This window comes from Rhizobium rhizoryzae, from assembly GCF_011046895.1.
Lineage (GTDB): Bacteria > Pseudomonadota > Alphaproteobacteria > Rhizobiales > Rhizobiaceae > Neorhizobium > Neorhizobium rhizoryzae.
The window spans coordinates 56,099-70,206 of sequence record NZ_CP049250.1; the positions used below are offsets into that span (position 1 = coordinate 56,099).

Consider the following 14,108-nt stretch of genomic DNA (forward strand, 5'->3'; position numbering starts at 1 on the left):
CCTTGCGTTCATCTCAGCCCACGTGTCCGATCTTGATCAGCGTCACGATATAGAAGATGACCACGAGCGCGCCGAGCACCACGCCCAGCGCGATGTTGCGACCACGCCGGGACTTTTGCTGCTTTTCATTGAGCTTGATCGTTTCCATCAGAGCAGCCCTCCCATGGGACCGAAGATCGCGGCTGCAAAATGCGAAGCCAGCAGACCGCAGAAGATGACGAAGAGATAGAGCACCGAATAGGCAAACATCCGCTTTGCCTGTACCATCTTTTCGTCGCCATCCGGCATACGCCAGACGGCGATGGAACAGAGAATGAAGATGGCCCCCAGGACGGCCGCGAAGGCCCCGTAGGCCCACCCAACCAGCCCGGTCAATGTCGGTGCGACGCCCACCAGAGCAGTCAGGACTGCATAGACGATCATCTGAAGCTTGGTGGACCGTTCGCCTGCAACATTCGGCATCATTGGGACGCCAACGGAGCCGTAATCGCGCATCTTGAAGAGAGCGAGTGCCCAGAAGTGCGCGGGCGTCCAGAGGAAAATGATAAGGAACAGCAGGACGCTGTCGAGGGAGACGCCGCCGGTGACGCAGGCCCAGCCAATCATGGGCGGAAACGCGCCGGATGCACCACCAATGACGATGTTCTGCGGGGTCGAGCGCTTGAGCCACATCGTATAGACGACGGCATAGAAGAAAATGGTGAAGGCCAGCAGGCCCGCGGCGAACCAGTTGACCACAAGGCCGAGGATCGCAACCGAGAATGTGGACAGCGTCAAGCCGAAGGCGAGCGCTTCCTGCGGCAGGATGCGGCCATCCGGGATCGGACGGCGCGCCGTGCGGCTCATGACGGCATCGATATCGGCGTCATACCACATGTTGAGAGCGCCGGATGCGCCCGCGCCAACGGCGATGCACAGAATGGCGATGGCACCGATGAAGGGATTGATGTGGCCCGGAGCCAGCATCAGTCCGGCAAAGGCCGTGAACACTACAAGCGACATCACGCGCGGCTTCAAGAGCTCGAAGAAATCGCGAGCGCCAGCTTCCGAAAGACGAACCTGATCGTCTCCTCCAAGGCCCGCGTGATGATCGACTGTGGTCATGTTCAAATCCTAACTCTACCGGAAGCGGCGCAGGGTTGCCGCGCCGCCTCTTATTGTCCTGCGCTTACTTGATGCGCGGCAGTTCTTCCCACTGGTGGAACGGCGGCGGCGAAGACAGCTGCCATTCCAGCGTGGTTGCACCTTCACCCCACGGGTTGTCACCGGCAACGCGCTTGCGCGCAAAGGCTTCCCAGATGCCGTATAGGAACACCAGAACACCGACGAAGGAGATGTAGGAACCGATGGAGGACACGTAGTTCCAGCCAGCGAAAGCATCCGGATAGTCGATGTAGCGGCGCGGCATGCCCGCAAGACCGAGGAAGTGCTGCGGGAAGAACACGAGGTTCACGCCGACGAACATGACCCAGAAATGCAGGTTGCCGATCGCTTCGGAATACATGTAGCCGGTCATCTTCGGGAACCAGTAGTACCAGGCTGCGAAGATGGCGAAGACTGCGCCGAGCGACAGAACGTAGTGGAAGTGCGCGACGACGTAATAGGTGTCATGCAGAGAGCGGTCGAGACCGGCATTGGCCAACTGAACGCCCGTGACACCACCGACCGTAAACAGGAAGATGAAGCCGATCGCCCAGATCATCGGTGTGCGGAAGGTCAGTGAACCGCCCCACATCGTTGCGATCCAGGAGAAGATCTTCACGCCCGTTGGAACGGCGATGACCATGGTTGCGAACACGAAGTAGCGCTGCGCATCGAGCGACAGGCCGACCGTGTACATGTGGTGCGCCCAGACGATGAAGCCGACGGCGCCGATGGCCACCATGGCATAGGCCATTCCGAGGTAGCCGAAAACCGGCTTTCTGGAGAAGGTGGACACGATGTGGCTGATGATGCCGAAGCCGGGCAGGATCAGGATGTAGACTTCCGGATGACCGAAGAACCAGAACAGGTGCTGGTAGAGGATCGGGTCACCGCCACCTTCCGGCGCGAAGAAGGTCGTGCCGAAATTGCGGTCCGTCAGAAGCATGGTGATGCCACCTGCCAGAACCGGCAGGGACAGAAGCAACAGGAATGCCGTGACCAGAACTGACCAGGCAAACAGCGGCATCTTGTGCAGGGACATGCCCGGCGCGCGCATGTTCAGGATCGTGGTGATGAAGTTGATGGCACCGAGGATGGAAGACGCGCCCGAGACGTGAAGCGCGAAGATCGCCAGATCGACGGCCGGACCGGGCTGACCGGATGTCGCGAGCGGCGGATACATGGTCCAGCCACCGCCGACGCCGAACGCGCCTGCCGGACCTTCCACGAACATGGACAGGACGAGCAGCAGGAAAGCCGGGACGATGAGCCAGAAGGAGATGTTGTTCAGACGCGGAAACGCCATGTCCGGCGCGCCAATCATGATCGGGATCATCCAGTTGGCAAAGCCGCCGATGAGAGCGGGCATGACCATGAAGAAGATCATGATGAGTGCGTGGGCGGTGGTGAACACATTGTACATGTGCTTGCCGCCGTCGATGGCAGCATCACCCTGGAAGCCGTAGACCATGGATGCCAGACCGTGGAAGATCTGGATGCCAGGCTCCTGCAGCTCCATGCGCATGGCGACTGACATGAGGCCGCCGACGATGCCTGCCATGATCGCGAAGATCAGGTAGAGCGTGCCGATATCCTTGTGGTTGGTCGAGAAGAACCAGCGGGTAAAAAAGCCCGGCTTGTGATCGTGATGGTGATCATCGTGAGCATGCGCGCCGTGCGCGGCATGCTGATGATCATGTGCGGAAGGTCCAGCCATTGTCCCCACTCCCTTACTTGATTTCCGCGGAGGCCAGCTTCACGCCGGTCTTGGCATCGGTTGCAGCCATGAGTGCCTTGTTGGCGCCCTGCAGATCGCTGCCGGCCTTGGCCATCCATGCCTTGTACTGCTCGTCCGAGACGACGCGAATGGCGATCGGCATGTAGGCGTGGTCCTTGCCGCAAAGCTCGGAGCACTGGCCGTAATAGAGGCCTTCCTTCTCGGCGCGGAACCAGGTTTCGTTCAGGCGGCCCGGGACGGCATCGATCTTGACGCCGAAGGCTGGCATGGCGAAGGCATGGATGACATCCGTCGGAGCAGCCGTCACCAGCATGCGCACAGTCTTGTTGACCGGCAGAACCAGTTCGTTATCGACGGCCAGCAGGCGCGGATAGACCTTTGGATCAACCTTGCCCGTTGCCGCGCGATCGGTTTCCTTCAGCATGTAGCTGTCAAAACCAACCGGATTTTCAGATCCCTGGTATTCATAGGACCACAGCCACTGCGTTGCAGTTGCCTTGACCGTCACGTCCGGATTTTCAGGAATGGTGAGCTGCGCGTTCAGAAGGTTGAACGACGGAATCGCAAGGAAAAGGAGAATGACGACCGGACCAAGCGTCCAGGCCACTTCGATTGCGGTATTGTGGCTCGTCTTGGATGGCACCGGATTGACGCTGGCGCGGAACTTCACCACGACCCAGACGATAAGCGCCAGCACGAACAGGGTGATCGGCACGATGAACCAGAGGCTGTAGTGCGAAAACCACCGGATTTCATGCATGATCGGCGATGCTGCCTGCTGAAGATCAAGCTGCCACGGCACAGGTTGATCCGCCCCTGCCCCCGAGGCAAAGAGCAGACAGATCGTCGCAGCCAAGGCTGCATAGGCTCTGTTCATCGATTTCTCTCCCCTTGCGTTTGATCTAGATCAGACCACAACGCAAATTCCCTAGCTATAGACCTCCGGTTCAACCACAGAATCACGCCTGCCGCAATATCCGTAAAGGGGGTTGCGGGCGCTTGTTCGTGCGGCATTTTTGCCCAGAATCAATTTTAACCACAAAAGAGCCCGGAATTGCTGGCTTCCGGTTCGCTCCCCATTTTCGCCGCAGTCGCTTGAAATTACGAGAGGGCTTTTCATTCCCGCTCCCCGGCGACAAGAATAGCGCGACTGATTCGTTTGAGAGGTTTTCATGAAATTCCCGACCCTGCGCGCCGCCACAATGGCCGCACTGTTGCCCTTGGCGCTTGCGGCGCAGCTCGTGGCAGAGCCCGTCCAGGCCCAGACGTCATCGGGAGACAAGCAACCTCGTCCCACGCAGTCTCCAGCGCCGGCGCAACCGGCGCCAGCTTCCCCGTCTGCCGGTTCCGCGCCGAGAACCTCCCCTCCTCAGACTGGCTCGCCGGCAGCACCCGGCACCGTGCGCGAGAGCCATGGCGCCTGGTCGATCCTATGCGACAAGCCCGCGGGTTCTTCCGTCGAACAATGTGCGATGATGCAGAACGTCATCGCCGATGATCGCCCGGAAGTCGGCCTGTCCGTCGTCGTGCTGAAGACCGTGGACCGCAAGGCCCGCATTCTGCGCATCCTCGCGCCGCTCGGCGTTCTTCTGAAGGACGGCATGGATCTCTTCGTCGACGGCAACAATATCGGTCGCGCCTATTTCACGCGCTGCTTCTCCGAAGGGTGCTATGTGGAAGTCGAAATCGACGACGAGTTGATGAAGATCCTCAGGGCTGGCAAGAACGCAGTTTTCGCGCTTCGGGAATCCGTTGATCAAGATCGCGTCGGCATTCCGATCGAGCTGTCCGGTTTTGCCCAGGGCTACGACGCCCTGCCTTGAACCATACTCGTTCCGCTGACTTTTTCTTGCGCGTTCGCGAGTGTGCTCCTACATCGAAGTCCAGGCCGACCGTCTGGATCGGCGAAGGAGTTAATCATGACCACCGACCTTATCAATCTGTTCGATTGCGATGAAACGCGCTTGCGCGCCATGCTCTCCGAAGCGCTGAGCGGCGCGGATGATGGCGAGCTTTTCATCGAGCATGCGCAGGCAGAAGCGCTGACCTTCGATAACGGGCGGCTTAAGGGCGGTTCCTTCAATACAGACCAGGGTTTCGGCCTTCGGGCCGTGGCAGGCGAAGCAGTGGGCTATGCGCATGCGGGCGAACTCTCGGCCTCGGCATTGACGCGTGCCGCCGATGCGGTGAAGGCGGTGACGCGCGGCTATGCAGGCACCTATTCGGCGGCACCGCAACGCACCAACAAAAAGCTTTATGGCGACGAAAACCCGATCGGCTCTCCCACCTTCGAAGAGAAGGTGAAGCTTCTGACGGAGATCGACGCCTATCTGCGCAACAAGGATCCGAAGGTCCGGCAAGTGACCGCCTCGGTTGCGGCAAGCTGGCAGGTCGTCAATATTCTGCGCGCCGACGGTCATCTGGTTACGGATGTCCGCCCGATGACGCGCGTCAATATTTCGGTGATTGTCGGTGAAGGCGATCGCCAGGAAAGCGGATCGTCGGGCAAGGGCGGCCGCATCGGTCTCACGGATTTTCTGCTGAACGGCAACTGGCAACAGGGCGCCGATGAGGCGCTGCGGCAGGCCCTGACCAATCTGGAAGCGGTCGACGCACCGGCTGGCACCATGGATGTCGTCCTGAGTTCCGGCTGGCCGGGCGTGATGCTGCACGAAGCTGTCGGCCACGGCCTGGAAGGTGATTTCAACCGCAAGAAAACCTCCGCTTTTGCCGGGCTTCTGGGCCAGATGGTAGCCGCACCCGGCGTGACCGTCGTGGACGATGGGACAATCGACAACCGTCGCGGTTCGATCACCGTCGACGACGAAGGCACGCCGTCGGCCTACAATGTGCTGATCGAAAAGGGCAAGCTCGTCGGCTATATGCAGGACCGGCAGAATGCCCGGCTGATGGGCATGAGCCCCACCGGCAATGGCCGCCGCCAGGGCTACGCCTACCAGCCCATGCCGCGCATGACCAACACCTACATGCTGGGTGGAGACAAGACGCCGGAAGAAATCATCGCCTCGGTCAAGAAGGGCATTTATGCCGTTTCCTTCGGCGGCGGACAGGTGGACATCACTTCCGGCAAGTTCGTGTTCGATTGCACGGAAGCCTATCTCATCGAGAACGGCAAGGTTGGTCCCGCCATCAAGGGCGCAATGCTGATCGGCAACGGACCGGATGCCATGCAGCGCGTTTCCATGGTCGGAAACGACACCAAACTGGATACCGGGATCGGCAATTGCGGCAAGGCAGGTCAATGGGTGCCAGTCGGCGTGGGCCAGCCGCATCTGCGCATGGATCAGGTCACGGTCGGCGGTACGAAGGCGTGAAAGAGTGATGAACGAAAACGCGCTGGTGCCTGAACTGGCGGTTTTCGACTGGTCCGTCAGCCGCGACTTCTACGTTGAGCTCATAGGCTTTGATGTTCTCTATGAACGAGCAGAGGAAGGTTTCAGCTTTCTGACACTCGGCACAGCGCAACTGATGATCGACCAGATCGGTCTGGGTCGGACTTTTGGAAATGAAGGCGCGCCGCTCGAACGGCCTCTCGGACGCGGCATGAACCTGCAGATCCGGGTCAGCTCAATTCAGCCGATCCTAAATCGTCTGGCCAAATTGCACTATCCGTTGTATCTGGCCCCGGAAGAAAAGTGGTATCGCCGTAACGATCAAGAGCTTGGACAGAAGCAATTCATCGTTGCCGATCCCGATGGCTATCTGCTTCGCCTGTTCGAAGAATCAGGAACAAGGCCGATCTCGCCCTGAACCAGACACACGCGACCAGGCAAAGTTGATCTTATGCATCTATCCCTCCCCCGCCCTCCGAAAGCCGTCATCTTTGATATGGACGGCCTGCTGCTCGATACCGAAGTGCTGTATCGCCAGTCGATCATTTCGGCTGCGGCCCATCACGACCTGCCGATTGGTCCCTCGATCTACGAAGGCATGCTGGGGCGGCCGTGGATCAGTATCGCCGATCTGCTGCGTGAGCATTACGGCACGGACTTCGATGCCGATGCCTTCCGTCAGGTCTGGCTTGCCCATTTCGACCTCCTGACGGAAACCGAACTGCGCCTGAAGGCAGGCGTGAGCGAGCTTCTGGATGTACTTGACGCGCTTGAACTTCCGCGCGCCGTTTGTACCTCGTCGGCGCATTTCCAGGTCGAACATCATCTGGGGACGCTGGGTATTCTGGATCGCTTCCATCATGTCATCGCACAGGGCGACTATCCGCGTGGGAAGCCGCATCCCGAACCCTATCTGGCGGCTGCCGCGCGCATCGGGGTCGATCCTGCCGACTGCCTGGCGCTTGAGGATTCCTACAATGGCATCCGAAGCGCGGCCGGCGCCGGGATGATGGCTGTCATGGTGCCTGATCTTCTGCAGCCGACCGATGATATCCGTGCGATCTGCACGCAGGTGGCAGAAAGCCTTGTGCATTGCTGTGCGTTCTTCGATCAGCATCCGGCGCGTCGCAACCTATCTGCCTGATTGATCGGCGGATCAAATCTGTTTGTTTGACATCTTCAGGCTCAACGCGCTCATTGCGCATCATTTTTATCGTGATGCGGTCTGATGCTAGATAATTTTCTTATCAATCACCCTCTACAGCAGATTCTTCTTCTCAGTTTCGTCGCGCTCGTAGCAGGAACGGCGCGTGGCTTTTCGGGCTTTGGCGGCGGCCTGATCTTCGTGCCGCTGGCAAGTGCGCTGGCCTCGCCACAGGTGGCGGCGCCGGTTCTTCTGATCGTCGATGCCGTGATGACCGTCGGCATGCTGCCGGATGCCATTCGTCGCGCCAACCGTCGGGAGGTGGGCATGGTGGCCATCGGTGCACTGGTGGGCGTTCCCACGGGAACCGTGCTGCTGGCCTATGCGCCGTCCCTCTTCCTGCGCTGGTGCATTGCGGCCATCGTGCTTGGCCTGCTTGCCTTCCTGATCAGCGGATGGCGCTACCAGGGCAAACCGAAAACAGGCTTGAGCATTGGCACCGGATTGATCGCCGGTCTTTTCGGTGGCGTCGCACAACTCTCAGGTCCACCGGTTGTGGCCTATTGGCTGGGCGGTGCCATTCCCGCCGCACGGGTTCGGGCAAATCTCGTGGCCTATTTTGCCCTTTCAACCATCATCACCACGGTCTCCTATGTCAGCGCAGGACTGCTGACACTGGACGTCGTGCTGGTCTCCTGCGTTGCAGGCCCAGGCTACGGGCTTGGTATTCTGCTTGGATCGCGACTGTTCGGTCTGGCGGACGAGAAAACGTTCCGCCGCATCTGCCTGGCATTGATCGGTGCAGCGGGAGTGATCAGCCTGCCGGTTCTCGACAGCATCCTCCGGTAGAAACCGCGCAATTCGTTTCAGTTTCAGACGGTGATTTTTAGAAGTGCTTAACGGTTGACGCGCTAGCGTGTCCACGACAAAGGCGAGAACCGGATCAACAATCAGATGAGCGTATTGTTACAGGCCATTTGGCGCCGTAGCGTCAAGCGCGCAATGATTGCCGGCGGCCTGGAAGCGGCTTACGTGCTGGCTAACCTTGGTGTCCTGCGCACTGCGCGTGGGGATGGCGCCATCTTTACGCTGCATCATGTGCGGCCTCATGCACCGCGCATCGTAGAACCCAATGCCCATCTGGAAATCACGCCAGAATTTCTGGATCAGGCGCTGAGCCGACTGAAGGAAGAAAGCTACGATTTCATCCCGCTTTCAGAGGTTCCGGCCCGCCTTGCAAACCCGAGTGAGAGGCCCTTCGCCTGCTTTACGCTGGATGATGGCTATCGCAACAATGCCGATCACGCCCTGCCCGTCTTCGAACGCCATGGCGCACCGTTCACGATCTTCATCAACGAAGGTTTCGCGGATCGCACGCATACGATCTGGTGGGAAACGGTGGCGGCGCTGATCAACCAGGAAAGCCGGATCCGCTTCGATTTCGGTGATGGCGAGGAAGAGATCAGGCTGTCCTGCCCAAAGAGCAAGCTCGATGCCTTCGACCGCTTCGCCCGCTTCATGCAGAAGGATTGCGAGGCCCAGGCGGTAAAGCGTCTCGATGACGCAGCACGAGGCTACGGGATCGAGCCTTTGGCGATCACGGAGGCCCTCACGATGGACCGGGCGCAGTTGTGCGCGCTTGCCCGGCACCCGCTTGCCTCGCTCGGCGCGCATACGGTCAGCCATCGCGCCCTGATGCGGCTTTCGCCGGACGTTGCAGGCCACGAGATGCGGCGCTCCGCCGATTGGCTGGAAGAGGTGACTGGCACGCGGCCCACCACCATTGCCTATCCCTATGGTACGAAATCAGCCGTTTCGGAGCGAGACCAGCGTCTCGCCCGCGAACTCGGTTTTTCGGTCGCAGTCACCACACAGCCCGGCACGCTGGGCCCCGACAGCCTTGAGAGGCTGACGGGGTTGCCACGCATTTCGCTCAATGGCTTCTATCAGGAGCCGCGTTACGTCGCGGCCCTTGCTTCCGGCATCCCCTTCGCAATCTCGCGCGCGGCGTGACACGTCTCAGAGAGACAGGTGTCAGGGATACATGCGGACCTTTTCCCAGCCCTCGCCCGCTCGCCGGAACTCCACGCGATCATGCAGCCGGAACTGGCGATCATGCCAGAATTCGATAGAGGTCGGCTCTATACGGAAGCCCGACCAGTAGGGTGGGCGCGGTATCTCGCCGATTGCAAACTTGGCCGTATATTCCGCAACGGCCTTCTCCAGCGCAAACCGGCCCTCCAGCGGCCGTGACTGCTTCGACGCCCAGGCACCGATGCGACTGCCACGTGCGCGAGAGGCATAATAGGCATCCGCTTCTTCATCGGAAACGACTGTTACCGGACCGCGGACGCGCACCTGGCGGCGCAGCGATTTCCAGTGAAAGCACATGGCCGCCTTTTTCTGACCCAGAATTTCCTGTCCCTTCTGGCTTTCAAAGTTCGTGTAGAAAACGAAACCTCGCTCATCCAGACCTTTCAGGAGGACCATGCGAACATTTGGCAGACCATCCTGATCGACAGTGGCCAGTGCAGTGGCGTTCGGATCATTGATCTCCGAGGCCTCGGCATCCTTCAACCACTTGGCAAAAAGCTCAAAGGGCTCGCTCTCCTGGGTGAAGTCACCGCTTGTTAACCGTTCTTGCGACATATTGACTAAAATGCTCCCGATCTGATCGAATGCAGCCCTAGAATCTTTCCGTGATTGGACGCAAGGTGGCAGTGACGCACAAGACAATCAACCGCACCCCCGGCACTTCGTTGCGTTCGGTCCAGACTGCAATTCTCGTTGTTATGGCATGCGCTTTGGCTGGTTGCACTACGGGTGCCATGGATCTTTTCGGATCCACGCCGAAGGTGGATCGAACCCTTTCTACGGCCACTGTCCCTACCCGGACCACCGAATCAGTGTCGGATGAAAAAACGGTGCTGAACGCCGTTTCCTCTGCGGATCTGGTCAAGCTCGGCTCCTCGCCTCTGCCCTGGGCGAACACATCGACGGGAAGCGCCGGTGTCGTTTCCGAAATTCACGAGGTCAATCTCAACAGCCAGGTGTGCCGCCAGTTTCTGACGACCCGCCATTCCTATGAAGGAATTGCGCGCATGCGCGGCAATGCGTGCCTTGTCGGCACGGAATGGACCATGACCTCGTTCGCTCCGCAGACGAACTGAACAATCCGCCAACAGCGCCAGACGCTTACCTTGGGTTAAGCTTAATGCGGTTTTCACTTTTCTCTTAAAAGCATCTTTAGAAACTCAGCCTCTATCGTCGTGCTCAACATCGCGGATTACTCTTCTGGCCGAACGGAACCCAAAGGGCAAAACGTGAGTTGAATGGAGGAATGCTCGCGCCTGGCGCGGGCCTTTGCAGCGAACCGGTGGCGAAAGATGCGTGACCCTTATTCCCTTCTCGGCGTCAAGAGAGACGCAGGAGCCGACGAGATCAAGGCAGCATGGCGATCCAAGGCGAAGTCGCTGCACCCCGATCATAATCAGGACGACCCGAACGCGGCCAAGCGCTTTACGGAGGTCGGTCAGGCCTATGATCTCTTGAAGGATCCCGAGCGCCGGCGCCGCTTCGACCAGAGCTTTGACACTCAACAGACGATCATGCAACAGCGCGAAGCCGCACGGCAGGCGGAGGAACGGGCCAAGGCGGCCCGCGCGCGCGCCGAAGCGGTGATGGAAGAGCTTGCCCGCGCCAATGCCCAGCGTGCACAGGCACAAGCGCAGCAACAGGCCCAGAACCAGGCAGGTGCTGCATCCGAGCCGGCCGAAGACATGGTCGAACGCATTTTCGGCAGCGGCGCCCAGCGCGCGGCAGCCGGCGGCGGCGGTTCCTATCGCGCCCAGCAGCAATCCACTGCGCAAGGCAGCCAGCATCCGGGTCAGCAGTCGGCGGGTCAGCAGTCGTCTGGACCCAAGCCCAATGCCCAGCAGCAGGCACAGGCCTCTTCCGGGGCCCGGGCTTCCGACCCTTCGCAGGATCAGGCCAGCAAAGCCGAGCCGGATGAAAAGCCGGAAGCGCCGAAGCCCGCGACCCCTCTGCCGCTTCAGGCCATCGAACTCATTTCGACGCTCGTTCGTCGTATCCGCGGCGAGGTACCACCGCCGGAAAAAGCGCCCGATCTCACAGTGACGGCGAGCGTTTCGCTTGAGGACCTGCTTGAACTGAAGCCATCGCAGGTAACCCTCTCCGACGAGCGCGAGGTGCGCTTTGCACTGGAGCCCGGCATGAGCGACGGGCATGTGCTGCGCCTCAAGGGCCAGGGCCTGCGGTTGCCGAACATGCAGCGGGGCGATCTCGTTGTCACGCTTCAAGTTCGTAGAGACAATCGTTTCCGCCTCGAGGAATTCGACCTTCATACCGTTCTACCCATCAAGCTTGAAGACGCCGTGCTTGGCGGAGAGGCCGAAGTCGAGACCCCGGGCGGCATTGTTCCCGTATCTATTCCGGCCTGGACCGGCTCCGACCAGACCGCAAGGCTGGAAGGACTGGGGCTACAGAAGGAAGACGGCAGCCGCGGTGATCTGGTGGTGGAGTTCCGCGTGCTTCTCTGGGAGAAGCCCGATGACAAGGTCATCGATCTCATGCGGCACATGCGCTACGGATTATTTGTGTAACGGAGATATGACGTTATCCACTGCACATCCGGCGACAAAGGCCCGTCATCGCCGCGAAATTGCAGCCCTATTTGCCCAGCATGCCTGAATGCACGCCGTGTTACGGAAGCTTACAGGAGATGATCTGCCTTGTGCTTGAACCCGCGGGCGGCCTATGCCATAGGCAAACTCCAAATTAGCTTAGGGGATACCGTATGGCTCAGGCAACCGGCCTCATGGCAGGCAAACGTGGCGTTATCATGGGTGTTGCGAACAATCGTTCCATCGCCTGGGGTATCGCAAAGGCCATTCATGCGCAGGGCGGCGAAATCGCACTCACCTATCAGGGCGATGCGCTGAAGAAGCGCGTCGAGCCGCTGGCCGACGAAATCGGCGCGATCCTGGCGGGCCACTGTGATGTCTCTGACGAATCGACCATCGATGCCGTTTTTGATCATATCGAGAAGGTCTGGGGCAAGATCGACTTCATCGTCCACGCAATCGGATTTTCCGACAAGGACGAGTTGACGGGTCGCTACGTCGATACGACGCCGGAAAACTTCGCCAAGACGATGCAGATCTCCGTCTATTCGTTCACGTCGGTCGCGCGTCGCGCTGAAAAGCTGATGACCGATGGCGGCTCGATGTTGACGCTCACCTATTACGGCGCTGAAAAGGTCATGCCGAACTACAACGTCATGGGCGTTGCCAAGGCAGCTCTCGAGGCGAGCGTGAAGTATCTGGCAGTCGACCTCGGACCGAAGAACATCCGCGTCAATGCCATTTCGGCAGGTCCGATCAAGACACTTGCAGCCTCGGGCATCGGCGATTTCCGCTATATCCTGAAGTGGAACGAGTACAACGCACCTCTGCGCCGGACCGTGACGATCGAGGAAGTGGGCGATGTCGGCCTCTATATGCTTTCGGATCTGTCGCGTTCGGTCACGGGCGAAGTTCACCATGCCGACAGCGGCTATCATGTCATCGGAATGAAGGCTGTGGACGCACCGGATATCTCGGTCGTCAAGGATTGAGTTGTCTTTTCCGGCAACAGACGGAGCACGTGCTTTGCTGATCTACATGATCCGCCATGGTCAGACCGACTGGAATGCCGAAGGGCGATTGCAAGGCCAAAAGGATATTGGCCTGAATGATACAGGGCGGGCTCAGGCCCGCCTGAACGGGCGCACCCTGCGCGGCCTTCTGGGTCCCGAGGCGCCGCATTTCGACTACGTATCCTCCCCGCTTGGCCGCACCCGCGAAACCATGCAATTGGCGCGAACGGAAATGGGCCTCGACCCCATGGCCTATCGCACCGATGAGCGATTGGTGGAGCTTTCCTTCGGAGACTGGGAGGGCCATACGCTGGATGAGGTTCGTGCCGTGGCGCCGGACCGTCTGAAGGCACGCTCCCGACAGAAATGGTCCTTCATCCCACCGGGCACTGACGCGGAAAGCTATGAAATCCTGTCATGGCGCGTTGGTGCCTGGCTGCAAACGGTAACGCAGCCCACAGTCTGTGTTGCCCATGGCGGCGTGGTCCGCTCCATCCTGAAGCTTGTCGGGGGATGGGATGAGATGGAAGCCGCAAAATGCGACATTCCGCAAGACAAGGTGCTGGTTATAGACCGCGACGCGGGCAAGGCGCAGTGGCACGCAAACTGAACGCAATGCGGCCAGGCCGTTACTGCCTGACCTGCAAGTCGTCGATCATCCGGTTTCCGTCGACCACCGTGTAGAAGACCACGACCTTCACACCCGACTTCAACCCGTCGAAGTTGAACTCTTCCGGTACCTTGTAGGTCTTGCCGTCATCAAGCGTAATGGAAAGCTTTTTCGTATCAACCGCCTTGATCGTGGCTTCGACATCCACGCTTTGAGCGGAACTGGCCAAGGGCGACAGGATGCTGGCGGTGGCGAGGAGAGCCGCAATCAGGAGACGCATGGAGATACTGCTTTCATTGACGGATCGAGTGTCTTGTTTCGACACATAATTTGCTGGCAGATTGTGGCGAAATTCGCCCCCGATGATGACGATTTCCGGCTTCCTCCACAGATCGGGAAACACGATCCGCTGCGTCAGGTGGCGAGATGATGCTTTAGACCAAATGTCGATGATGTTCCGACAG

General features: G+C 59.5%; 16 protein-coding genes. 10 read left to right on the top strand and 6 right to left on the bottom strand.

Going from position 1 to position 14,108, the window contains the following annotated elements; translation table 11 throughout:
* Positions 1-13 precede the first annotated feature (13 nt).
* The 4 genes from G6N80_RS23485 to coxB all read right to left on the bottom strand — a co-directional run bounded on the left by G6N80_RS23485 (position 14) and on the right by coxB (position 3,758).
* A complete protein-coding gene (locus tag G6N80_RS23485; RefSeq protein WP_062553016.1) occupies positions 14-148 on the bottom strand; it encodes a hypothetical protein in 135 nt (44 codons plus the stop codon).
* A complete protein-coding gene (locus G6N80_RS06620; protein WP_062553017.1) occupies positions 148-1,104 on the bottom strand; it encodes a heme o synthase in 957 nt (318 codons plus the stop codon). The genes G6N80_RS23485 and G6N80_RS06620 overlap by 1 nt, the downstream gene beginning before the upstream one ends.
* A gap of 64 nt (positions 1,105-1,168) precedes the next feature.
* On the bottom strand, positions 1,169-2,860 hold the full coding sequence (ctaD, locus tag G6N80_RS06625; protein WP_062553018.1) for a cytochrome c oxidase subunit I: 1,692 nt from the start codon (positions 2,858-2,860) through the stop codon (positions 1,169-1,171).
* A gap of 13 nt (positions 2,861-2,873) precedes the next feature.
* On the bottom strand, positions 2,874-3,758 hold the full coding sequence (coxB, locus tag G6N80_RS06630) for a cytochrome c oxidase subunit II (RefSeq protein WP_165132509.1): 885 nt from the start codon (positions 3,756-3,758) through the stop codon (positions 2,874-2,876).
* Positions 3,759-4,053: 295 nt separating this feature from the next.
* Between coxB and G6N80_RS06635 the strand changes: the two genes are divergently transcribed.
* From G6N80_RS06635 to G6N80_RS06660, 6 genes are all read left to right on the top strand, one after another.
* A complete protein-coding gene (locus G6N80_RS06635) occupies positions 4,054-4,704 on the top strand; it encodes an invasion associated locus B family protein (protein ID WP_246251459.1) in 651 nt (216 codons plus the stop codon).
* Between the two features lie 96 nt (positions 4,705-4,800).
* Entirely contained in the window at positions 4,801-6,216 is a 1,416-nt protein-coding gene (tldD, locus tag G6N80_RS06640; RefSeq protein WP_165132512.1) for a metalloprotease TldD, read from the top strand.
* Positions 6,217-6,223: 7 nt separating this feature from the next.
* Positions 6,224-6,652, top strand: a complete 429-nt coding sequence (locus G6N80_RS06645) for a bleomycin resistance protein (RefSeq protein ID WP_062553022.1) — start codon at positions 6,224-6,226, stop codon at positions 6,650-6,652.
* Positions 6,653-6,685: 33 nt separating this feature from the next.
* Positions 6,686-7,378: an HAD family hydrolase gene (locus G6N80_RS06650; protein WP_165132515.1), complete on the top strand. Its 693-nt coding sequence runs from the start codon at positions 6,686-6,688 to the stop codon at positions 7,376-7,378.
* An 84-nt stretch (positions 7,379-7,462) separates the two neighbouring features.
* Positions 7,463-8,227 carry a sulfite exporter TauE/SafE family protein gene (locus G6N80_RS06655; RefSeq protein WP_062553025.1) on the top strand — a complete coding sequence of 255 codons (765 nt, stop codon included), beginning with the start codon at positions 7,463-7,465 and terminating at the stop codon, positions 8,225-8,227.
* A 105-nt stretch (positions 8,228-8,332) separates the two neighbouring features.
* Positions 8,333-9,391, top strand: a complete 1,059-nt coding sequence (locus tag G6N80_RS06660; RefSeq protein WP_165132518.1) for a polysaccharide deacetylase family protein — start codon at positions 8,333-8,335, stop codon at positions 9,389-9,391.
* 21 nt (positions 9,392-9,412) lie between these two features.
* Here the strand turns inward: G6N80_RS06660 and pdxH are convergent, their stop codons facing one another.
* Positions 9,413-10,027: a pyridoxamine 5'-phosphate oxidase gene (gene pdxH, locus G6N80_RS06665; protein ID WP_165132521.1), complete on the bottom strand. Its 615-nt coding sequence runs from the start codon at positions 10,025-10,027 to the stop codon at positions 9,413-9,415.
* 50 nt (positions 10,028-10,077) lie between these two features.
* Here pdxH and G6N80_RS06670 point away from each other — a divergent pair, with 50 nt between their 5' ends.
* The 4 genes from G6N80_RS06670 (at position 10,078) to G6N80_RS06685 (ending at position 13,644) form a co-directional block, all read left to right on the top strand.
* Positions 10,078-10,548 carry an RT0821/Lpp0805 family surface protein gene (locus G6N80_RS06670; protein WP_244484636.1) on the top strand — a complete coding sequence of 157 codons (471 nt, stop codon included), beginning with the start codon at positions 10,078-10,080 and terminating at the stop codon, positions 10,546-10,548.
* Between the two features lie 216 nt (positions 10,549-10,764).
* On the top strand, positions 10,765-12,000 hold the full coding sequence (locus G6N80_RS06675) for a J domain-containing protein (RefSeq protein ID WP_165132524.1): 1,236 nt from the start codon (positions 10,765-10,767) through the stop codon (positions 11,998-12,000).
* 194 nt (positions 12,001-12,194) lie between these two features.
* Positions 12,195-13,013: an enoyl-ACP reductase FabI gene (gene fabI, locus G6N80_RS06680; protein ID WP_062553028.1), complete on the top strand. Its 819-nt coding sequence runs from the start codon at positions 12,195-12,197 to the stop codon at positions 13,011-13,013.
* Positions 13,014-13,047: 34 nt separating this feature from the next.
* Positions 13,048-13,644 carry a histidine phosphatase family protein gene (locus G6N80_RS06685; protein ID WP_062553029.1) on the top strand — a complete coding sequence of 199 codons (597 nt, stop codon included), beginning with the start codon at positions 13,048-13,050 and terminating at the stop codon, positions 13,642-13,644.
* 19 nt (positions 13,645-13,663) lie between these two features.
* On the opposite strand, the gene G6N80_RS06690 is transcribed toward G6N80_RS06685, so the two are convergent.
* Positions 13,664-13,924, bottom strand: a complete 261-nt coding sequence (locus tag G6N80_RS06690; protein WP_062553252.1) for a DUF1344 domain-containing protein — start codon at positions 13,922-13,924, stop codon at positions 13,664-13,666.
* Positions 13,925-14,108 lie beyond the last annotated feature (184 nt).